This window comes from Sporosarcina sp. P26b (genome assembly GCF_002743245.1).
Lineage (GTDB): Bacteria > Bacillota > Bacilli > Bacillales_A > Planococcaceae > Sporosarcina > Sporosarcina ureae_C.
Genome location: NZ_PDYW01000007.1, coordinates 146,435 through 165,581 on the forward strand (window position 1 = coordinate 146,435; position 19,147 = coordinate 165,581).

Genomic DNA, 19,147 nt, shown 5'->3' on the forward strand with positions numbered 1-19,147 from the left:
AAAGCCGTCGAAATGGAATTCGACGGCTTTGCTATGTTTAGGGTTCAATCCGGATAACAGGAGTTGGGTTCTTGACTTTAGGCAAGATTTTCTCGAGTTTGAACTTTCTTTCCGGACGATGTGTTGTAGGATCTTCTGGATCAAAATCATTCAGGAACGATATAACTTCCCTGACGATTATTGTAGGCGTAGAAGCACCTGCTGTGACCGCTACTGTCTCAATACCCTCCAACCAAGCAGGATCGATTTCCGAGACGTCTGAGACACGGTATGAAGGTGTATTTGCAATCTCAACAGAAACTTGTGTTAAGCGGTTGGAGTTATTACTCTTTGGATCTCCAACAACAATCAGTAAATCTGCTTCGCCAGCTTGTTGTGCTACCGCTTCTTGTCGAACTTGTGTAGCTAGACAAATTTCCTGGTGTACTTCGATTTGAGGGAATTTTTGTTGCAACGCTTCCATCAGGTGTGCAACGTCCCACTGACTCATCGTAGTTTGATTTGTCACCAATAGTTTTTCATTGGTAATATCTAGATTGTCAATATCCTCGAGGCGTTCAATTAAATGAACTGAATCCGGTGCAACACCGATCGCGCCTTCAGGTTCTGGGTGATACTTCTTACCGATATACAGAATATCATAGCCTTCTGCTACTTTTTCTTCAATTAAATAATGTGTGACAGAAACGTCAGGACATGTTGCATCAATTGCAACCAATCCTTTTTCTTTTGCCAACTGGCGAACTTCAGGAGAAACACCGTGTGCTGTGTAAATTACAGTCCCTTTATCCACTTTACGTAAAATGTCCAGGCGGTTTTCCCCGTCCAATGTAATGATCCCATCTTCTTCGAATGCATCCGTAACATGTTTGTTGTGGACGATCATGCCTAATATATAAATGGGTCTCGGCAAGGTTGGATCGAGCGCAGCATTTCTTGCAATAACCATCGCATCAACCACACCATAACAATAACCTCTAGGTGATATCTTGAGTACTTTCATTTATTCCACTCCACTCCTCTAGTAACTTCTCTTTCATTATAGCGGAGATTCGCGGACGATTCAAAGAGTTCAGAAGGGAGGTTGAAAAATACGCGGTGAAGATGGCCGACTGATGGCTTCTGAAGGTCGAGAAACAGGCGCTTGTGGACCACTTGGACGTGGAGCAGAAGAAGCTGTCGGTGCGTCCGGCATGGATTGTACTCCTTTATACAATCTCCACATAGCGGGTATATTTTGAACAAGTGGCGCAAACTGCTGAACTAATGGTGCAAATTGCTGGGCCGTATTGAAAAAACGATTGGCGGTTTGCATGTATTGATCAGCCCGTGAAGGACCTGTGTCTTGCATACCCGGTTGCTGCTGTTGCGGCATGTTCGCACCACCACTTTGTGGACGCTGGGGATTACCTTGCATGCCTTGAGAGAAGGGTATAGGCCTACTTTGTTGCATAGGTGGAGGACTGGGTGACATCCTGGGCTGTGGTTGCTGATTGCTAAATGGATAAAATGATTGATATCTCATCACGAACTCCTTTCTGATTTTTTTAGTTGTTTCCCTTATATCCTATGCGAAAAAAACCACTGATGGCACCGAATCATGGTACAATAAGAATTATCTAGAGGAGGAACGATATGTCGAAATTTACTGATTACCAATTCAAACCATTTTTGAGGGAAGCCATTCAAAAATTAGGGTTTGAAGAACCGACACCTATACAAAAAGAAATTATTCCGTTGATTATGAAAAATACGAGTGCAATTGGACAAGCACATACAGGAACAGGGAAATCCCATAGTTTCTTAATTCCACTTGTTGAAAAAATCAAGCCGGAGAAAGACGAACTACAAACGGTTATTACAGCACCAACACGTGAATTAGCTGTTCAGCTTCATAATGAACTGAAAAAGCTAATTGAAGGAACGGATATCAAAAGTGCGATCTTGATTGGCGGTACTGATAAAAAACGCTCTGCTGAACGTTTGAAGAGCACACCGCACATCATCGTTGGTACACCAGGACGTATCCAGGATATGTCGGAAACCGGCGCATTACCGATCCACACAGCTACACATCTTGTCATTGATGAAGCGGATCTTGCATTTGATATGGGCTTCATTGAAGATATTGATAAGTTTGCTTCAAGAATGCCAGAGAAGATCAGCATGTATGTATTTTCTGCTACGATTCCAGAAAAGCTCAAGCCTTTCTTGTCAAAATACATGAATTCACCTGTACATGTACGGATGGATGATAAGAAGCCTTTGACAGAGAATATGCATTACTCATTAGTTCCTGTTAGAAGTATGGATAAAAACAAGAAACTACTTCACGTAATGGATGCCCTTCAGCCGTATCTTGCGATCATCTTCACGAATACGAAGCAAAACGCTGATCGTCTGGCTAACTATTTAGCAGAGCACGGCCATAAGCCTGGAAAAATCCACGGTGACTTGACGCCACGTGAACGTACACGCGTTATGAAGCAAGTCCGTGATCTAGAGTATCAATACATCGTGGCAACTGATTTGGCGGCAAGAGGGATCGATATTCCGGGTGTCAGTCATGTTATTAACTTTGAATTACCAGATGATCTGGAATTCTTCATTCACCGCGTAGGACGTACTGCACGTGCCGGCATGCAAGGACATGCCATTACGTTATATGAACCGTCTGATGAAGATGCAATCAATTTAATTGAGAAGCTCGGTATTCCGTTTGTACATGAAGATGTCAAAAATGGCGAATGGATTGAAGTGAAAGAGCGCCAAGCACGTAAGAAGCGTGTACGTGAAATAGACGAAATCGATAAAAAAGCGGATTCGTTTGTCCGTAAACCTGATAAAGTGAAGCCAGGCTATAAAAAGAAGATGGCGGAACAAAAAGAGAACTTTAAAAAGAGACAAAGGAGAATTAAGAAGAAATCATGACAACAAATGATATCCTTCTAGGTTCTCACGTATCCATGAGTGGTAAAAAGATGCTACTTGGTTCAAGTGAAGAAGCGCTTAGCTATGGAGCTAACACATTCATGATCTACACGGGAGCACCTCAGAATACAAGACGTAAACCAATTGAAGAATTGAATATCGAGCTTGGCACACTGAGTATGGAAGAAAACGGTCAATCAAATATCGTTATTCATGCGCCCTACATCATCAATCTTGCAAATACTACGAAGCCTGAAACATTCCGTCTGGGTGTGGACTTTTTGCAACAGGAAATTCAGCGTACTGAAGCGCTTGGTGCCAATCAAATAGTCCTTCATCCAGGTGCCCATGTAGGTGCTGGAGCAGACGTCGGTATTGAAAAGATTATCGAAGGTTTGAATGAAGTATTGTCCGAAGACGCAAATGTTCGCATTGCGCTAGAAACAATGGCGGGTAAAGGAACAGAGTGTGGCCGCAGTTTTGACGAGATCGCGAAGATCATGGACGGTGTGAAAAATAATGAACGTCTATCCGTTTGTTTCGACACATGTCACGTCCATGATGCGGGCTATGACATCGTCAATGATTTCTCTGGTGTCTTAGATCAATTTAACAATATTGTTGGACTGGACCGGATTTCTGTCATTCACGTCAATGACAGTAAGAATATTTGCGGTGCTGGAAAAGATCGACACGAAAATATCGGCATGGGACATATCGGCTTCGAACCGTTAGCTTATATCGTTCATCACCCGACATTTAAGAACGTACCGAAGATCTTGGAAACGCCATTTATCGGAACAGATAAAGCAAATAAAAAAGCGCCATATGCAGTAGAAATTGAGATGTTGAAAAACCATCAATTTACTCCTGAATTACTGGAAGCCTTGCATAACTGAAAAATTTAAGCGTTGCGTATTCGCAACGCTTTTTTCTATTGCAGTTTATGCTGTTCTAAGTACAGCATCGTTTTCTCGTAGCCGATGACAGAAGCTACTTTTTCAATAAATTTTTGTGGGATGCCGGTAAAAAGCCAAGCGATGGATATTTCATCCAGCAGCGGACGTAATTGCTGCACTTCTGCGATCGACAATTCAACACCATAACTGTATGCGTAATTTACTGCCTCCTGATCATGCAATTGTTTCATTTGCTGAATTAACTGAAGTAAATCCATTATCATCAATTCCTTTCAATTGGTTGTATCCCTCCATGGATTGCTATATAATTCATAAAGTAATCGGAATGATTACGAATTGAAGGAAGGGATATGTATATGACAAATTCCATTATTAACTTAGAGCATATTACGCATAAGTTTAACCATTCCACTGCGCTTTCTGATGTTAGTTTAGAAGTGAAACAAGGAGAGTTTTGGGCATTAATTGGTCCAAACGGTTCGGGTAAATCTACATTATTAAAAATCATATTAGGGTTGCTGAAACCCTCCCAAGGAACAATTGAACTGTTTGGCGGGCCTATAGATTCTTTTAACCAACAGCAACGAATCGGCTACGTCTCTCAAAAGTCCAACGCTTTTACGACGAAATTCCCAGCGACGGTCTTGGAAGTCGTGAAAAGCGGCTTAACGAGTAAAAAAGGACTGTTCAAGCGTTTCAATAAAGAGGATGAACAGCAAGCGATCGATGCGTTGCATGTAGTGAAAATGGCGGACCGCAAAGATGAAAGCATCGGTGATTTATCAGGCGGTCAGCAACAACGTGTCTTTATAGCAAGAGCTCTCGTAAGCCATCCCGATTTACTAATCATGGATGAGCCGACAGTTGGAATTGATAGACAGAATGTTGAATCCTTTTATTCTATGCTAAGCGAATTGAATCGTGAGTACGGAATAGCGATTTTGCTTGTGACACATGAAATTGATGTTGTAACGAAGCTCGCTACACATATTGCATGCTTGAATCGTTCCATCCACTTCCATGGTGTCCATGCGGATTATGAAAAAATGAGTGAGGCTGAATTGTCAGGCTGGTATGGTCATCCTATCCGTCGGCTCCATCAAAAAGAAACGGAGCCGGTTAGATGATTGAAGCTATTTTCACATATGAGTTTTTACAAAACGCTGTTTTATCTGGACTAATTATTGGGTTAATCGCTCCGTTACTTGGACTGTTTATCGTCGTGCGCCGTATGGCGATGATCTCAGATGCACTCAGTCACGTAGCGCTTGCGGGAATTGCAGGAAGTTTGTATTTAAGTCAGCAAGTGTTATTCTTTGCAGCGCTTAACCCAGTGTATTTAGGGATGGCTGCAGCGGTCATCGGCTCTTTATTGATTGAGCGATTGCGTAGAGTGTATAAAAGCTTTGAAGAACTGGCGATTCCGATCATTTTATCTGCCGGAATTGGTTTTGGGGCAATATTCATTTCCCTTGCTAAAGGGTTCGGTACAGATTTAGTCGGTTATTTATTTGGTTCAGTGTCCGCTGTGAGCCGGCAAGATTTATACATTGTCATTTTAATTGCTATTATTGTCATCGCATTTATCTATTTCTTATATAAAGAGTTATTTTCACTGGCATTTGATCCAGAGTATGCGAGAGTGTCTGGAATTAATGAACGCGTTATTCAAGCGGCGTTCATGATTATCACAGCGCTAGTCATTGGTGCATCGATGCGAATCGTTGGAATTTTGCTAGTCTCTTCTTTGATGACATTGCCTGTAGCAGCGGCTATTCAAGTGGCCAAAAGCTATAAGGGTGCACTAGTATACTCGGTAGTATTCGGGGAAATCGCCGTGGTCATCGGACTGATATCTGCGTTTTACTTAGATATCGCGCCTGGGGGAACGATTGTAGTCACGTCGGTGTTCATTTTACTGTTAGTACTTTTTGGAAAAAAGGTACGGTCATGAGAAGCAGGAAAGGTGGCGTAACGATATGTCGATAGATGAAGCATGGGATATTCTATTGAAATATGATTTTAAACGGACAAAAAATAGGGAAATTTTATTGCGTTTCTTTGATGACGCGGACCGCTATGTTACTGCGATGGAAGTTCGTGTGGCGGTGGAGCAGGATAATCCTGGTATCAGTTTCGATACAATCTACAGAAATCTTGCCGTGTTTTCGAAACTTGGGATTTTGGATGAAACGGAACTCAATGGTGAAAGACTTTTCCGAATGCAGTGCGCGACGGATCACCATCACCATCATTTCATCTGTATGACTTGTGGCAGCACGAAGTCCATTCCAATTTGCCCGATGGATAGTGTGACGGTAAATTTGTCGGAATATGAAATAGAAGGACATAAGTTTGAGATTTATGGCAGATGTCCGAAGTGCAAGGTAGGATAGTTTGAATAACTAGGCAGTACATCATTTTGTTTATGATGTGCTGCCTTTTTTTATGAAGAATATGCAGGTGGAAAATGGTAAATCATAAATAGATCGCGTGTTCTGCTCATTGATGTGAATTAAGCGCTCATAGAACTATTGTGACCGCTCTAACGCATGTGATTTCTGCTCTATACATATCGTTATTCGCTCTAAGAAACTATCCGAGTGCTCTATCAAGCTTCATAACCGCTCATAGCCCTAGCCCTTCACTTGCATAACTTCTACGGCACATCGAGTTCTATTTTGAACATAGCGAATTCACACAGTAAAAAAGAGCACCGCAATATGCGATGCTCCACCAATCATTTACTTTTTATCATTTCGGTTGCATGAAACAACTGTCTGACGTACTGATCAGCTTGTTTCCAGTTTGCTACCCGTATGACTCCTTTAGGAATAGGTTCTTGGTTATAGGGGGTATCAAACAAGAAAACTGGAATATCCAATTCTTCGTGAATTCCTACCGCATTATCATGCTTGTCCTCAAAGAATACGTCAACGTTGAATTGCTTGGCCGCTTCAATTTTATGATGCGTACCAATCAACTCTACGTGATCATACGGTATTTGTTGCTCGTGGAACCAGTTAGTTGTCGTTTCTAGTACATTTCGTCCGCGTGCTGAAATATAATACAACTCAAACTGTTTTTGCCAGTTCGTCAATACTTCTTTTGCAAACTCTTGAGCAGGCGATGTCTGATAAATTAGCTCTTCTGTTTCTTTGTACCATTCTCCGAACTGCGTCGGATCCACGTCAAAGGCTTTCGTCAAATCATACTCTTTAATATCAGCGAGCGTTAGATTAGAGCCAAAGTGCTTATTGATATGCGGAAGTAGGGCAGTGGGTGTCGTAACCGTTCCGTCAATATCTATTCCGAAACGAATATCCCTCATTCAGAAACGCTACCTTGTGCTGCGAGTGCTTCTTCTTGACGTTTTTTCTCGAAATACTCTTCAGCCAATATGTCGATTTCTTTTTTCAATTCTTCGACCATTGTCTCTTCTGGAACTTTTCGTACGGTTTTACCATGCATGAAGAGCAAACCTTCACCACGAGCACCAGCGATACCGATATCTGCTTCGCGTGCTTCACCTGGTCCGTTTACCGCACAGCCAAGAACTGCTACTTTTAATGGAGCTTTAATGTTTGAGATATATTCTTCCACTTCATTGGCAATGGAAATTAAATCGATTTCGATACGGCCGCAAGTTGGACAAGAAATTAATGTTGCCGAGTTGGAAGATAGGCCGAATACTTTCAGTAACTCTCTCGCTACTTTGATTTCTTGAACCGGATCCGCACTTAACGATACGCGCATCGTGTTACCGATACCTGATGACAGAAGGGAGCCAAGACCTGCCGCACTCTTGATTGAACCAGCGAATAATGTACCGGATTCTGTAATACCTAAGTGCAATGGATAATCGAATGCTGCCGCAGCAAGCTTGTACGCTTCAATGGCCAAGTTCACGTCGGAAGCTTTAAGTGACACGATAATATCATGGAAATCCAAGTCTTCTAGGATCTTGATATGATGCAAAGCACTTTCAACCATACCTTCTGCAGTAGGGTAGCCGTACTTTTCAAGAATTTTTCTCTCAAGTGAACCTGCGTTGACACCGATACGAATTGGAATGCCTTTCGCTTTTGCTGCATTTACAACAGCTTCGACTTTCTCTTTACGACCGATATTTCCTGGATTGATACGGATTTTATCTGCACCTTGTTCAATTGCAATCAATGCTAATTTATAGTCGAAATGTATATCTACTACTAAAGGAATATTGATTTGCTTTTTGATTTCACCTATAGAATACGCGGCGCGCTCATCGGGACATGCTACACGTACGATTTGGCAGCCTGCTTCTTCTAGACGTTTGATCTCTGCAACTGTCGCTTCGACATCATGTGTCTTAGTTGTCGTCATACTTTGCATAAACAGCTCATTGCTTCCTCCGATAGTTAAGTTACCAACTTTTACGGGACGGGTCTTCGAACGATGAATCATTTCAGTCATTATGTCTCTCTCCTTCAAATGAGTAAATACCATCATCAATAGATGGAATATGAATTATCCTTTTTCGCCTTCTTCGCAAACAGGATCTACTTGTTCACGGATAGGCAATTTAATTTGTTCGCCAGCCAAAAACTGTTGGCGTTCGAGATGAGGGTTCATGGAGTAAAATTGCTCCAACCTCTCAAGAAAGTTTTGAGATGGATCTGGGTATAATGCGAATAACGATTCTATTGTATCACCTTCAACCACTCGAATGACAATTGAATGATTCGGCGTTTCCTCTATACAAGACGATTCATCTTCAAAAAAGGCTGCAAGAGGGATTGTCCCTTCCGTTAAATCCATTCGAACAAAGTGAACAGTGCAAAACACAGCAAGTGCAAGCAGTATAATTCTCATCATACATCCCTCCTGCTCTACACTATGCAGACAACAGGTAAACTATTCATCTCGGTTGTTTTGGATAATAGACCGCGGCCCTCCACACATACAGTAGATGTACTAAAGAAGCGATCCACAAGCTATATGATTGCATGGAAGGAACAAATTCAAAAGCCATTGTCAGCAAGATGGGCAATGTGGCTGCAATCGCTGCTGTTCGCCACATAAAGCGGAATTCGCCACGACGGTGCAATAGTTTCAATAGCAATACTCCTATGATAGCAAAAATACTGATGCGAATAAATAAATACGACGTGATAATGACCAATTGCAGAATAAAAGCGATTGGATAGATCAAAAGGCCGATGGTTTCGCCGATTTCTGCGAGCTCAGGAGAGGATTTGAATAGTGTGTGATCTCCTAAAACAAATTGTACAAACGATACGCCGGTGTAAAGAAAAATAAACACGAATATGTATTGAATGACTTTACCGATTGATAACAAGCGGAATGCCGCCAGTTTTTTCGGTTCATGTAGTGAAGCTTTGAAAATTTGATGGAATTTCACGGAGTCGGCCTCCCTTTCTACATACAGTCTACCATTTATTTAAATCATAAGGCTTTGCAGAAATTTCGACATTCTTATGACATTTCATTACCGCTTTGTTAAGGTGGTGTAAAGATTGCAGTAGAGTACTTTACAATTGACGTATACAACTCTCATAATAGGTTGAAACTTCACGAAGCTTTCGAGGGGTGAAGAAGTAGAAATCATACATAAAACGTTTGATGGAGGTTGACAATTAAATGGAAGTGAACTGGCAAGAAGTGGTGTTCCAATTTCTTGGGGGATTAGGAATTTTCCTATTCGCAATTAAGTACATGGGCGACGGATTGCAGAAAGCTGCGGGGGATAGACTTCGTGCAATTCTAGACCGTTTTACTACCAATCCATTCATGGGTGTTCTTGTCGGTATAATCGTAACGGTGTTGATCCAGTCAAGTTCTGGAACAACAGTTATTACAGTGGGTCTGGTAAGTGCTGGATTCATGACGCTCCGTCAGGCGATCGGCGTCATTATGGGCGCCAATATTGGTACGACCGTGACCGCATTCATTATCGGTCTGGATGTCGGCGCATATGCGTTACCAATTATGGCATTCGGTGCCTTCCTGATCTTCTTCGTCCGTAAAGCTAAAGTCAAGAACCTAGGTGAAGTGATCTTCGGTTTCGGGGGATTGTTCCTAGGACTTGAATTAATGAGCGACGGAATGAAGCCACTACGTTCATTAGAAGCATTTGCTGATTTCACACTAGCAATGAGTGAACATTCACTGCTCGGCGTCGTAGCAGGAACAATTTTCACACTAATCGTACAAAGCTCCAGTGCGACTGTCGGAATTTTGCAAGGTCTTTTCGCTGAAGATTTGGTTACAATGAAAGCCGCTCTACCAATTCTTTTCGGTGATAACATCGGTACGACAATTACTGCAGTACTTGCGGCACTCGGTGCATCTGTTGCTGCGAGACGCGCGGCAGCTGTACACGTATTATTCAACATTGTCGGTACTATCGTTTTCATGCTCCTGCTCATACCATTTACGGCTTACGTCGAATGGGTGGCGGCGGTCTTGAATCTCGAAAGTAAGATGCAAATCGCATTTGCGCACGGTTCGTTCAATATCGCGAACACAGTTATACAGTTTCCATTCATCGGTGCTTGGGCTTATCTCGTTACGAAGATGATCCCGGGCGAGGACGTCACGATCGAGTACAAACCGAAACACCTCGACCGTCGCTTTATCGCACAATCATCAGCTGTTGCGATTGGACAAGCCAAGGAAGAAATTATCCGCATGGGTGACTTCAGTGTCCGAGGTCTTCAAGAATCATTTGAGTATTTGAAGACTGGCCAGAAAAAACACGCGGAAACTGCGTATCAGATTGAAGATGCGATCAACAATCTTGATCGCAAAATTACGGACTATTTAGTAGAAGTATCCGTAGTTATCGTTTCACCAGCAGAATCTGGGCGTCACGTTTTATTAATGGATAGTGTACGGGATATCGAGCGAATCGGTGACCATTTCGAAAACATCATCGAGTTAATAGATTTACGCGAAACGAATAAATTAAAGTTGACAGATGATGCGATGGACGATTTGGCAGAAATGTTTACATTGACGATTGAAACAGTTCAAAAAGCGATTGAGTCGCTGGATCAAGATGATACAGATTTAGCGAGAGTCGTTTCTGAAAAAGAAGATTTAATTGATAATATGGAACGTCGCTTCCGTAAAAATCATATTGTTCGTTTAAATGAAGGAAGTTGTAGTGCACAAGCCGGCATGGTGTTCGTCGATATCGTCTCGAACCTCGAGCGAATTGGTGACCACGCAGTAAATATTGCGGAAGCAATCCTAGGCAAGCACGCATAATGAATGAGGAGTGACAGCTATGTTATGGATCGGTTGGACATTGGCAATACTCATGTTTGCGATCGCGTTTGTCGGATTGATCTACCCTGTCATTCCCTCTGTTGTATTTATATTGGCAGGCTTCTTGTTGTACGGCGCGTTCGTTTCATTTGAAGAGTTAACGTGGTTGTTTTGGGTAATTCAAATATTATTCGTTGTGTTATTGTTCGGAGCGGATACAGTCGCCAATTTAGTAGGTGTCAAGCGCTTCGGGGGCAGCAAGGCGGGTATGTGGGGAAGTACAATCGGATTGCTTGTTGGTCCTTTTGTTATTCCGGTCGTTGGTATTTTGGCTGGACCTTTTCTTGGTGCAATCATTGCGGAATTAATTTTCACCCGATCGGGAATTAAACAGGCTTTCCGAACAGGAGTCGGCTCGGTTGTTGGGTTTTTGACATCGGTTGCAGTAAAAGGCGTACTAATGGTCGTTATGATTGTCATTTTTCTATATTTTCTCCGTTAACAGTACATTTTCTTTGAATGCTGACTCATATTTTGATAATGTGAAGTGGTAGGGCAAAACAGAGATAATTTAGAGGAGGAATGGAAAATGGCTTATACATTACCAGAACTACCATACGCATATGATGCGTTGGAGCCACACATCGACAAAGAAACGATGAACATCCATCACACAAAACACCACAACACGTATGTAACAAACGTGAACAACGCACTAGAAGGGCACGAAGAACTTCTTAACATGCCTGTTGACGAATTAGTTGCAAACTTGGACAAAGTTCCAGAAGATAAGCGTACAGCAGTCCGTAATAACGGTGGTGGGCACTCTAACCACTCATTGTTCTGGACAATCCTTTCACCAAACGGTGGCGGCAACCCAACTGGAGAAGTTGCAGAAGCAATCGACAAGAAGTTCGGTAGCTTTGACGCTTTCAAAGAAGAGTTCGCTAAAGCTGCAACAACTCGCTTCGGTTCAGGTTGGGCTTGGCTTGTTGTGAACAACGGTGAAATTGAAGTAACATCAACTCCTAACCAAGACTCACCTTATATGGATGGTAAAACACCATTACTAGGTTTGGACGTTTGGGAGCATGCATACTACTTAAACTACCAAAACCGTCGTCCTGACTACATTTCAGCATTCTGGAACGTAGTAAACTGGGATGAAGTTGAAAAGCGTTACCAAGACAATAAATAATTGAAACCTGGCACACATCTAGTTCGTCTAGATGTGTGCCATTCTTTATTTTCGTGCTATAATTCTACTACATATATAACTTGAGAAAGGAGATTCCTGTTGAAGAGAAACCAGAAGAAGACGGAGCCGCCAAAAACCGGTCAACGTCAACATATTGCATTTCGAATGAATTTTTTATTTGTAGCGATTTTTGTCCTATTTTCCTTACTTATATTCCGTTTAGGTTATATGCAAATCGTTAAAGGTGAAGATTATACGCGCAGTCTTGAACGGACAGAGGAAATCGCGGTCAATACGAGTACACCACGCGGAAGAATCTTCGACCGCACGGGGAAAGTACTTATAGATAATGATGCTAAAAATGCCATCACCTATACGAAAACATCCTCTACGACGACTAAAGAGATGCTAGCGCTCGCAAGAAAACTTTCTAAGCTGATCGATCAAGATACTAGGCGGGTAACAACAGGCGACAAACGAGATTTTTGGATTTTATTGAATCCTGTAAAAGCGGCTGACAAAGTACCTAAGGAAGAGCAAACAGCACTTAGTAAAGATGAAAAGAAATCTCAAAAAGAAATTCAACAAGAGATTAATCAGCTAACACGAGATCGAATCACAGATGAGGAACTAGCTGCGTTATCTGCAGAAGATCTAGAAGTTCTCGCAATTTATCGCGAAATGATGGCAGGGTATGCTTATTCACCTCAGATCATCAAAAGTGACGGTGTAACCGATAAAGAGTTTGCTGTTGTATCTGAAAGGTTGGATCAACTACCCGGTGTCAATACGACCACTGATTGGGATCGCGTGAAGAAATCGGACAGTGCGATTCTCGGATCTACGACTAGCTCAGGAGAAGGAATTCCACGTACCCACTTAGACTATTTCCTAGCAAGAGATTATTCGCGTAATGATCGTGTAGGAAGAAGTTATTTGGAGTCGTATTATGAAGATTTATTGAAAGGTCAAAAGACCATCGTGAAAAATGTCAAAGACCGTACAGGAAAAGTCGTTGAGACGAAGACGGTGAAAGAAGGAATACCAGGAAAAGATCTAGTCTTAACTACGGATACCAACTTACAAAAAGCGCTTGAAGATGTCGTATCCAATAAATTATTGCGCTTGAAGCAAGGTCCGAATACAAGCGCGTTGGAATCGGCGTTTCTTGTCATGTTAGATCCGAATAACGGTGAGATTCTATCACTGGTAGGTAAGAAAGTTGTAAAAGATGAGTCGACAGGACGATGGGCAATACAGGATTACACGTTCGGAACGTTTACTTCGGCGTATGAAATGGGATCCACAGTGAAATTAGCAACGATGCTGACAGGCTATAATGAAGGTGCTGCAAAAATCGGAGAAGTAAAAATTGACCAACCGATCAATATTGGTGGTAGATACAAGCGGTCGCTATTTAATCCGAATGGTCGAGTGGCGCTAAATGATATCTCTGCTATTGGTCGTTCTTCCAACGTCTATATGTTCCGCATTGCTATGGGGCTGGGTAATGCAAACTACCGACCAGGACAGGGGCTGCCAATAGATGTAAAAGCATTTGATACATTCCGTGAAAACTTTGCGGCATTTGGTTTGGGGGTCAAGACCGGTATTGATTTACCTGGAGAATATACGGGGGTAACCGGTACGGAGACCATCCCAGGAAAATTGCTCGACTTTTCGATTGGGCAGTTTGATACGTATACGCCATTGCAAATGGCACAATATGTTGCAACCATTGCTTCTGACGGAAATAGAATAGCACCAAAAATCCTGAAAGAAATCCGTGAGCCTTCTCCAGATGGGGAAGTACTTGGTGAGTTGGTCGAGGAAACACCTATTCAAGTGTTGAATCACCTGAAAAACTCTCAAGTTGAAATTGATCAAGTAAAGAAAGGTATGCATTATGTATACTATGGTGCAAATGGTACTGCTTCAGGATTACTGGCAGGCGCACCTTATACGGGAGCAGGGAAGACCGGAACGGCAGAATCGTTTTACTATACGGGTAATAAATCCAACCCCGTTATTCCGACGATCAACTTGTCCCATGTAGGCTTTGCTCCTGCAGACAAGCCGGAAGTCGCGTATTCCGTAATCGTCCCGTACATTTCGACGAATACGAAACGCTATCCGTCTGCCACCGCAAGTGAACTTGCGAAAGAAGCGCTGGATGTATTCTTTGAACAGAAAAGACAGCGAAACTCGCAAGCAGACGGTGCAACTCCAGATGTGAAAATACAGAAATGACAGTGAGAAATGAATGTAAAAAAGACGAAAACCCAATGGTTTTCGTCTTTTTATTATAAGTGTAAAAATATCTTGGCGATTTCAGGAAAACGCATATCAGAATGCAATTCATATGTACCTGTTTTGATTTTCCGTGTATAGTCATTTTCGATTATATACAGTTCGAATTCTTCAGCATCTTTTATTAAGCCTTCGTTTTCTAATTCACGTGATAACTTAGCGGGCGTAATGCCGGCTTTAACCGTGAAGCTTTTTGTAACGATTTCATCTGCTTCATTTTCGTCAGGAATTGTTTCCTGTTCAGCTTCCGGTTTACGAATCGATTCTTTTCCTGTTAATGTTTGAGAAATAGCCAATTCTCTTTTTAAAATCGACACCTCTTCTTTAGAGTCGGCCAATTGTTTTTGCAAAGCACCGTCAGTTGTTTGCTGCTGTACGAAATACAAAATGCCACCAGCTAGTAAGCAACCAATTCCAATGCCGCGCAATATTTCCTTGATCATGACAACCGCACTCCTTTAGAATGCAGTACTTCCGTTACTTCCTGTTCGCTAAGTGAAGCGCGCTTTGCAATCTCCGGTATTGTATAGCCTTGTTTGTGAAGTGAAGTAATTTGATTGACGATGATTGCATGAACGGTTTTTTGAGGTGCAGGTGCAATGGTTTCTGGAGCCGGCGACGCAACCATCAATTCTTCTTCAAGTAACCGCACTCTTTTTTTAAGATTACTCGTTTCTTGATGGAGACTAATCGAAACATTTTCCAGCTCATCATTCATCGCGTGTCTTCTATTGCCAACAAAAAAGGAAGCAATGACAGCCAATACACCAATTATGAGTAAAATTAAGGGGATATCCATACTTTTCCCTCCAAAATAACTAGAGTTTCCTTCATAATACCATAAGCGAATGATGAATGATATTTGAAACTTTCTGCTGTACAAAGTGTAAATCTATGGTACAATATATTAGTCGTATAGATCATGCTCATGTTTTACTTATATCTATAGCTATTGAGTGGGAGGGACAGTAATGCGCGTAAACGTAACACTCGCTTGTACAGAATGTGCAGAGCGTAATTATATTACTAAGAAAAACAAGCGTAACAATCCAGAACGTATTGAAATGATGAAATATTGCTCACGTGAAAAAAAGCAAACTTTGCACCGTGAAACAAAATAACTAGTAAAACCAAAACCTGCTTCGGTTTTGGTTTTTTTCTTACGGGAGGTAGTACAGTGGAAAAGCAGAAACTTCGAAAACAGGTTATACAGCAATTACATCAATTAACTCCATCTGATCACGAACGGAAATCAGCTAGTATAGTAGAAAAAGTTCTTGCTTCGGATGAATTTAAGTATGCAGAGACAATCGGGATCACGTTATCAAGATTTCCGGAAGTGGATACGCATCATTTGATAGAAATCGCTTGGCAAGCTGGAAAACGAATTGCGATTCCACGTTGTATTGCTTCAACAAGAGAAATGGATTTTCGTTTGATTGATTCATTTGACCAGACAGAAGTAGTCTATATGGATTTAAAAGAACCGAAAATCGAATTGACGGAATCTGTAAAACCGGAAGAAATAGACTTGCAAATCGTACCCGGAGTTGTTTATTCAGAGACTGGTTACCGCATTGGATTTGGTGGCGGTTACTACGATCGATATTTGATAAATTTTCCATTTGAAACTATATCACTGGCATTTGATTGCCAAATCCGCGATAATATAGATATAGAGGCACATGATATTCCTGTGTCCTATATATATACGGAAGAACATATTATAGATTGTCAGAAAGCACGTGAAAAGAATGAATGAGTTTTATGACGTGATGAAACTACTAAAACGTTTTGGAGTAATCATCTATACAGGCAATAAAATGCAAGACAGCTTAGTGATGGAGTCGGAAGTCAAAGAACTGTATGACCGTCAATTTATTGACCAGCAAACATATATTCAAGCATTGCTTGTTTTGAGAAGGGAACAAACGAGTTGATTTAGTAGCTGATAGTATTCTAACTACTCATTCCTCATCTCATGTGAAACTATTCACGCAATCAAACGTCTAATATATGATGACTAAAAAAGCACTATCTATACGAAACGAAAGGAAGAGATGGAATGAGAAAATTTTCATGGCCTAAGCATTCCGTACTCATTATCGCAGTAATCGCAACTTGGTTGACTACCTATATCGGGTATTTCACCAGTTTTAATATGAAAATCGATAATGCTATGCAACAATTTATCCTATTAATTAACCCTCTGGCATTTCTAATGTTTATTTACGGGGTAGCTTTATTTATTAAAAAGACTAAAACGCGTAATCGGTATATTTTAACGGTAAGTTTAATAACTTCATTTATCATGTTCGCCAATGCTGTGTTTTATCGTTTCTTTACAGACTTTATTACACTGCCTCTATTGTTCCAGACAAGTAACTTTGCAGATTTAAGTTCTTCAATCACGGAAAATCTACGTTTCCTAGATCTATTCTTTTTCTCTGACGCAGTGATTATTTTATTGGCTATTCGTTTTTCTAAGCAGGGGCCAATTCAAGAGTCAAACCGTAAAATGGGACGTAAAGTGTACTTCGCAGCGGCTGCTACGTTAATGATGTTTAACTTAGCGCTTGCAGAAGCGCAACGCCCGCAGTTGTTGACGAGAAGTTTTGATCGTGAATTACTTGTTAAGAATATTGGAACGTATAACTACCACCTATATGATTTATTCGTTCAATCCAAATCCCACGCACAGCGTACATTCGCAGATGGTACGGAATTGACGGAAATTGAAAACTACGTAAAAGCCAACCACGCACAACCGGATCCAAAGATGTTCGGTTCTGCTAAAGGCAAAAACGTAATTATTGTTTCGCTTGAATCATTACAGAACTTTGTCATCAATAATGATATGGATGGACATGAAATCACGCCATTCTTGAATCAATTAACAAAAGACAAAGATACATTTTACTTCGATAACTTCTATCAACAAACAGGATTAGGAAAAACTTCCGACTCTGAGTTTATAGTAGAAAACTCGCTATATGGACGTAACGGTAGTGCGGTCTTCTTTACGCATAGTGGTAACACATATAACTCGCTTTCTGAACGATTAGGAGAGAATGGCTACGCTACAAGTGTTATGCACGCTAACAGCAAGAGTTTCTGGAACCGTGACATTATGTACAAAGCACTCGATGTTCAGAAGTTCTATGATGTAGATAGCTATACAATCGGCGAAGACGAAGCGGTGAACTGGGGAATGAAAGATATTCCATACTTCCATCAGTCAGTTGATTTGATGAAAGATATAAAGCAACCGTTTGCTACACGAATGATTACACTAACCAACCACCACCCATTCGATTTAGATGAACAGGATAAATTAATTCCTGAATATACATCGAATTCGAACACATTGAACAAGTATTTCCAGACGGTTCGTTATATGGACGAAGCAGTAAAAGAATTCTTTGATGACTTGAAAGAAAGTGGTTTGTATGATGATTCAATCATTATAATGTACGGAGACCATTATGGTATTTCAGAAAATCATAATAAAGCAATGGGTATGTATATGGATAAAGAGATTACGCCATTTGACAACGCAGAGCTTCAAAAGGTTCCATTGTTTATCCATATGCCAGGTTCTGGCGAAGGTAAAGAAATGCACGAGCTTGGTGGACAGGTAGACCTACGTCCGACGATTCTTCATTTACTAGGCATTGATACAAAAGCAGATATGCAATTCGGTTCCGATCTATTCTCACCAGATCATGAACCATTCGTCATCTTCCGTGACGGACGCCTAGTTACAGATAAGAATATTTACGCGCAAGAAGTTTGCTATGACATCGAAACAGGAGAACCATCATTAGATGAATCGCAGTGTGAGCCATATATCGAGCGTGCCAATACTGAATTAAACTATTCAGATACGATCATCAATGGGGACTTACTTCGTTTCAAAGAAAGACCTGATGGCAGTCCGGAAATCAAAGAAAGTAAATAAATTAGGTGATGATCTGCACGGCTGTCCAAGCCGTGCAGATTTTTTTATGGACGAAATTATTATTTTGAGGGCACTAATAGAAACTCTATGGTGGATACATCTAAAGGGTTAGCTAATAAAGTCCGTTCTAATAGAAGAAACTTAAATTCCTATTTTGCTGAAAATTGTACAATCGCTGTAGAATTAGTAAATGGAGATTAATAGTAAAGCAAAATGTACGGCATTAAGTTTAACGTTTAGGAATAGTAGGTGAATTACTTCAGTTTAATATTTCGCTTGTAAGTTTGTATAAGAGTAGCCTTATGTATATATTAGGAGTGCTTTTATCGCAACAGTAAGGGGATTACTAATTATTTTATAAAAAACAATAAATAGACTTGCATTCTTTTAAATAGGGTGGTATATTTATAAGCGTCGCATTAAGCAGTTGCGAAAACATCAAACTTAATAAAGAAAAACATTTTAAGTGAAAGTGTTGACAACGAAACAATGAGATGTTAGTATTAGAAAGTTGCCTCTTACGAGAGACCAACCTTATGAACCTTGAAAACT

Annotated in this window: 22 protein-coding genes; 13 read left to right on the top strand and 9 right to left on the bottom strand. The window is 41.0% G+C overall.

Going from position 1 to position 19,147, the window contains the following annotated elements; all coding sequences use genetic code 11:
• Nucleotides 1-37 precede the first annotated feature (37 nt).
• Together CSV69_RS09385 and vrrA are read right to left on the bottom strand one after the other, a co-directional pair.
• Complete coding sequence (locus tag CSV69_RS09385; RefSeq protein ID WP_085426039.1) at nt 38-1,003, bottom strand: 4-hydroxy-3-methylbut-2-enyl diphosphate reductase; 966 nt, start codon at nt 1,001-1,003, stop codon at nt 38-40.
• Nucleotides 1,004-1,072: 69 nt separating this feature from the next.
• A complete protein-coding gene (gene vrrA / locus CSV69_RS09390; RefSeq protein WP_099693255.1) occupies nt 1,073-1,525 on the bottom strand; it encodes a VrrA/YqfQ family protein in 453 nt (150 codons plus the stop codon).
• A gap of 110 nt (nt 1,526-1,635) precedes the next feature.
• Between vrrA and CSV69_RS09395 the strand changes: the two genes are divergently transcribed.
• A complete protein-coding gene (locus CSV69_RS09395) occupies nt 1,636-2,931 on the top strand; it encodes a DEAD/DEAH box helicase (protein WP_085426041.1) in 1,296 nt (431 codons plus the stop codon).
• Nucleotides 2,928-3,830: a deoxyribonuclease IV gene (locus CSV69_RS09400; protein ID WP_099693256.1), complete on the top strand. Its 903-nt coding sequence runs from the start codon at nt 2,928-2,930 to the stop codon at nt 3,828-3,830. Before CSV69_RS09395 ends, CSV69_RS09400 begins: the two co-directional genes overlap by 4 nt.
• 35 nt (nt 3,831-3,865) lie before the next feature.
• On the opposite strand, the gene CSV69_RS09405 is transcribed toward CSV69_RS09400, so the two are convergent.
• Entirely contained in the window at nt 3,866-4,108 is a 243-nt protein-coding gene (locus CSV69_RS09405; protein WP_085426042.1) for a hypothetical protein, read from the bottom strand.
• Between the two features lie 99 nt (nt 4,109-4,207).
• On the opposite strand from CSV69_RS09405, the gene CSV69_RS09410 reads away from it, so the two are divergent.
• Genes CSV69_RS09410 through CSV69_RS09420 form a run of 3 tightly spaced genes read left to right on the top strand, consistent with a single transcriptional unit; the run spans nt 4,208 to nt 6,247 of the window.
• Nucleotides 4,208-4,978, top strand: coding sequence for a metal ABC transporter ATP-binding protein (locus CSV69_RS09410; RefSeq protein WP_085426043.1), 771 nt, complete (start codon nt 4,208-4,210; stop codon nt 4,976-4,978).
• Complete coding sequence (locus tag CSV69_RS09415; protein WP_085426044.1) at nt 4,975-5,805, top strand: metal ABC transporter permease; 831 nt, start codon at nt 4,975-4,977, stop codon at nt 5,803-5,805. Before CSV69_RS09410 ends, CSV69_RS09415 begins: the two co-directional genes overlap by 4 nt.
• Before the next feature lie 25 nt (nt 5,806-5,830).
• Entirely contained in the window at nt 5,831-6,247 is a 417-nt protein-coding gene (locus CSV69_RS09420) for a Fur family transcriptional regulator (RefSeq protein ID WP_085426045.1), read from the top strand.
• 344 nt (nt 6,248-6,591) lie between these two features.
• Here CSV69_RS09420 and CSV69_RS09425 read toward each other — a convergent pair whose 3' ends face one another.
• The 4 genes from CSV69_RS09425 to CSV69_RS09440 are packed head-to-tail and all read right to left on the bottom strand — an operon-like array spanning nt 6,592 to nt 9,255.
• Complete coding sequence (locus tag CSV69_RS09425) at nt 6,592-7,182, bottom strand: 5' nucleotidase, NT5C type (RefSeq protein WP_085426046.1); 591 nt, start codon at nt 7,180-7,182, stop codon at nt 6,592-6,594.
• Nucleotides 7,179-8,306, bottom strand: coding sequence for a flavodoxin-dependent (E)-4-hydroxy-3-methylbut-2-enyl-diphosphate synthase (gene ispG / locus CSV69_RS09430; RefSeq protein ID WP_085426047.1), 1,128 nt, complete (start codon nt 8,304-8,306; stop codon nt 7,179-7,181). Before ispG ends, CSV69_RS09425 begins: the two co-directional genes overlap by 4 nt.
• A 54-nt stretch (nt 8,307-8,360) precedes the next feature.
• Nucleotides 8,361-8,705 carry a hypothetical protein gene (locus CSV69_RS09435; RefSeq protein ID WP_085426048.1) on the bottom strand — a complete coding sequence of 115 codons (345 nt, stop codon included), beginning with the start codon at nt 8,703-8,705 and terminating at the stop codon, nt 8,361-8,363.
• A gap of 46 nt (nt 8,706-8,751) precedes the next feature.
• Nucleotides 8,752-9,255, bottom strand: coding sequence for a DUF1189 family protein (locus tag CSV69_RS09440; protein WP_158232644.1), 504 nt, complete (start codon nt 9,253-9,255; stop codon nt 8,752-8,754).
• Nucleotides 9,256-9,494: 239 nt separating this feature from the next.
• Here CSV69_RS09440 and CSV69_RS09445 point away from each other — a divergent pair, with 239 nt between their 5' ends.
• The 4 genes from CSV69_RS09445 (at nt 9,495) to CSV69_RS09460 (ending at nt 14,574) form a co-directional block, all read left to right on the top strand.
• A complete protein-coding gene (locus CSV69_RS09445; RefSeq protein WP_099693258.1) occupies nt 9,495-11,126 on the top strand; it encodes a Na/Pi cotransporter family protein in 1,632 nt (543 codons plus the stop codon).
• A gap of 19 nt (nt 11,127-11,145) precedes the next feature.
• Nucleotides 11,146-11,628: a DUF456 domain-containing protein gene (locus tag CSV69_RS09450; protein WP_085426051.1), complete on the top strand. Its 483-nt coding sequence runs from the start codon at nt 11,146-11,148 to the stop codon at nt 11,626-11,628.
• Nucleotides 11,629-11,715: 87 nt separating this feature from the next.
• Nucleotides 11,716-12,324: a superoxide dismutase gene (locus CSV69_RS09455; protein ID WP_029054514.1), complete on the top strand. Its 609-nt coding sequence runs from the start codon at nt 11,716-11,718 to the stop codon at nt 12,322-12,324.
• 99 nt (nt 12,325-12,423) lie between these two features.
• Nucleotides 12,424-14,574: a peptidoglycan D,D-transpeptidase FtsI family protein gene (locus CSV69_RS09460; RefSeq protein WP_233192359.1), complete on the top strand. Its 2,151-nt coding sequence runs from the start codon at nt 12,424-12,426 to the stop codon at nt 14,572-14,574.
• 53 nt (nt 14,575-14,627) lie between these two features.
• Here CSV69_RS09460 and CSV69_RS09465 read toward each other — a convergent pair whose 3' ends face one another.
• On the bottom strand, nt 14,628-15,077 hold the full coding sequence (locus CSV69_RS09465) for a hypothetical protein (RefSeq protein ID WP_099693259.1): 450 nt from the start codon (nt 15,075-15,077) through the stop codon (nt 14,628-14,630).
• On the bottom strand, nt 15,074-15,433 hold the full coding sequence (locus CSV69_RS09470; protein ID WP_085426054.1) for a hypothetical protein: 360 nt from the start codon (nt 15,431-15,433) through the stop codon (nt 15,074-15,076). Before CSV69_RS09470 ends, CSV69_RS09465 begins: the two co-directional genes overlap by 4 nt.
• Nucleotides 15,434-15,605: 172 nt before the next feature.
• Between CSV69_RS09470 and rpmG the strand changes: the two genes are divergently transcribed.
• The 4 genes from rpmG (at nt 15,606) to CSV69_RS09490 (ending at nt 18,595) form a co-directional block, all read left to right on the top strand.
• Nucleotides 15,606-15,755 carry a 50S ribosomal protein L33 gene (gene rpmG / locus CSV69_RS09475; protein ID WP_029054517.1) on the top strand — a complete coding sequence of 50 codons (150 nt, stop codon included), beginning with the start codon at nt 15,606-15,608 and terminating at the stop codon, nt 15,753-15,755.
• 56 nt (nt 15,756-15,811) lie between these two features.
• Nucleotides 15,812-16,396, top strand: coding sequence for a 5-formyltetrahydrofolate cyclo-ligase (locus tag CSV69_RS09480; protein ID WP_085426055.1), 585 nt, complete (start codon nt 15,812-15,814; stop codon nt 16,394-16,396).
• Complete coding sequence (locus CSV69_RS09485) at nt 16,389-16,574, top strand: YqgQ family protein (protein ID WP_085426056.1); 186 nt, start codon at nt 16,389-16,391, stop codon at nt 16,572-16,574. Before CSV69_RS09480 ends, CSV69_RS09485 begins: the two co-directional genes overlap by 8 nt.
• Nucleotides 16,575-16,699: 125 nt before the next feature.
• Nucleotides 16,700-18,595 carry an LTA synthase family protein gene (locus tag CSV69_RS09490; protein WP_099693260.1) on the top strand — a complete coding sequence of 632 codons (1,896 nt, stop codon included), beginning with the start codon at nt 16,700-16,702 and terminating at the stop codon, nt 18,593-18,595.
• Nucleotides 18,596-19,147 lie beyond the last annotated feature (552 nt).

What these genes read in the sequence shown, in the direction of transcription:
- CSV69_RS09395 (WP_085426041.1), top strand. Translation starts at nt 1,636, where the DNA reads ATGTCGAAATTTACTGATTACCAATTCAAACCATTTTTGAGGGAAGCC.
- CSV69_RS09485 (WP_085426056.1), top strand. Translation starts at nt 16,389, where the DNA reads ATGAATGAGTTTTATGACGTGATGAAACTACTAAAACGTTTTGGAGTA.
- rpmG (WP_029054517.1), top strand. Translation starts at nt 15,606, where the DNA reads ATGCGCGTAAACGTAACACTCGCTTGTACAGAATGTGCAGAGCGTAAT.
- CSV69_RS09415 (WP_085426044.1), top strand. Translation starts at nt 4,975, where the DNA reads ATGATTGAAGCTATTTTCACATATGAGTTTTTACAAAACGCTGTTTTA.
- CSV69_RS09400 (WP_099693256.1), top strand. Translation starts at nt 2,928, where the DNA reads ATGACAACAAATGATATCCTTCTAGGTTCTCACGTATCCATGAGTGGT.
- CSV69_RS09420 (WP_085426045.1), top strand. Translation starts at nt 5,831, where the DNA reads ATGTCGATAGATGAAGCATGGGATATTCTATTGAAATATGATTTTAAA.
- vrrA (WP_099693255.1), bottom strand. Translation starts at nt 1,525, where the DNA reads ATGAGATATCAATCATTTTATCCATTTAGCAATCAGCAACCACAGCCC.
- CSV69_RS09465 (WP_099693259.1), bottom strand. Translation starts at nt 15,077, where the DNA reads ATGATCAAGGAAATATTGCGCGGCATTGGAATTGGTTGCTTACTAGCT.
- CSV69_RS09405 (WP_085426042.1), bottom strand. Translation starts at nt 4,108, where the DNA reads ATGGATTTACTTCAGTTAATTCAGCAAATGAAACAATTGCATGATCAG.
- CSV69_RS09490 (WP_099693260.1), top strand. Translation starts at nt 16,700, where the DNA reads ATGAGAAAATTTTCATGGCCTAAGCATTCCGTACTCATTATCGCAGTA.
- CSV69_RS09470 (WP_085426054.1), bottom strand. Translation starts at nt 15,433, where the DNA reads ATGGATATCCCCTTAATTTTACTCATAATTGGTGTATTGGCTGTCATT.
- CSV69_RS09425 (WP_085426046.1), bottom strand. Translation starts at nt 7,182, where the DNA reads ATGAGGGATATTCGTTTCGGAATAGATATTGACGGAACGGTTACGACA.
- CSV69_RS09450 (WP_085426051.1), top strand. Translation starts at nt 11,146, where the DNA reads ATGTTATGGATCGGTTGGACATTGGCAATACTCATGTTTGCGATCGCG.
- CSV69_RS09410 (WP_085426043.1), top strand. Translation starts at nt 4,208, where the DNA reads ATGACAAATTCCATTATTAACTTAGAGCATATTACGCATAAGTTTAAC.
- CSV69_RS09455 (WP_029054514.1), top strand. Translation starts at nt 11,716, where the DNA reads ATGGCTTATACATTACCAGAACTACCATACGCATATGATGCGTTGGAG.
- ispG (WP_085426047.1), bottom strand. Translation starts at nt 8,306, where the DNA reads ATGACTGAAATGATTCATCGTTCGAAGACCCGTCCCGTAAAAGTTGGT.
- CSV69_RS09445 (WP_099693258.1), top strand. Translation starts at nt 9,495, where the DNA reads ATGGAAGTGAACTGGCAAGAAGTGGTGTTCCAATTTCTTGGGGGATTA.
- CSV69_RS09435 (WP_085426048.1), bottom strand. Translation starts at nt 8,705, where the DNA reads ATGAGAATTATACTGCTTGCACTTGCTGTGTTTTGCACTGTTCACTTT.
- CSV69_RS09385 (WP_085426039.1), bottom strand. Translation starts at nt 1,003, where the DNA reads ATGAAAGTACTCAAGATATCACCTAGAGGTTATTGTTATGGTGTGGTT.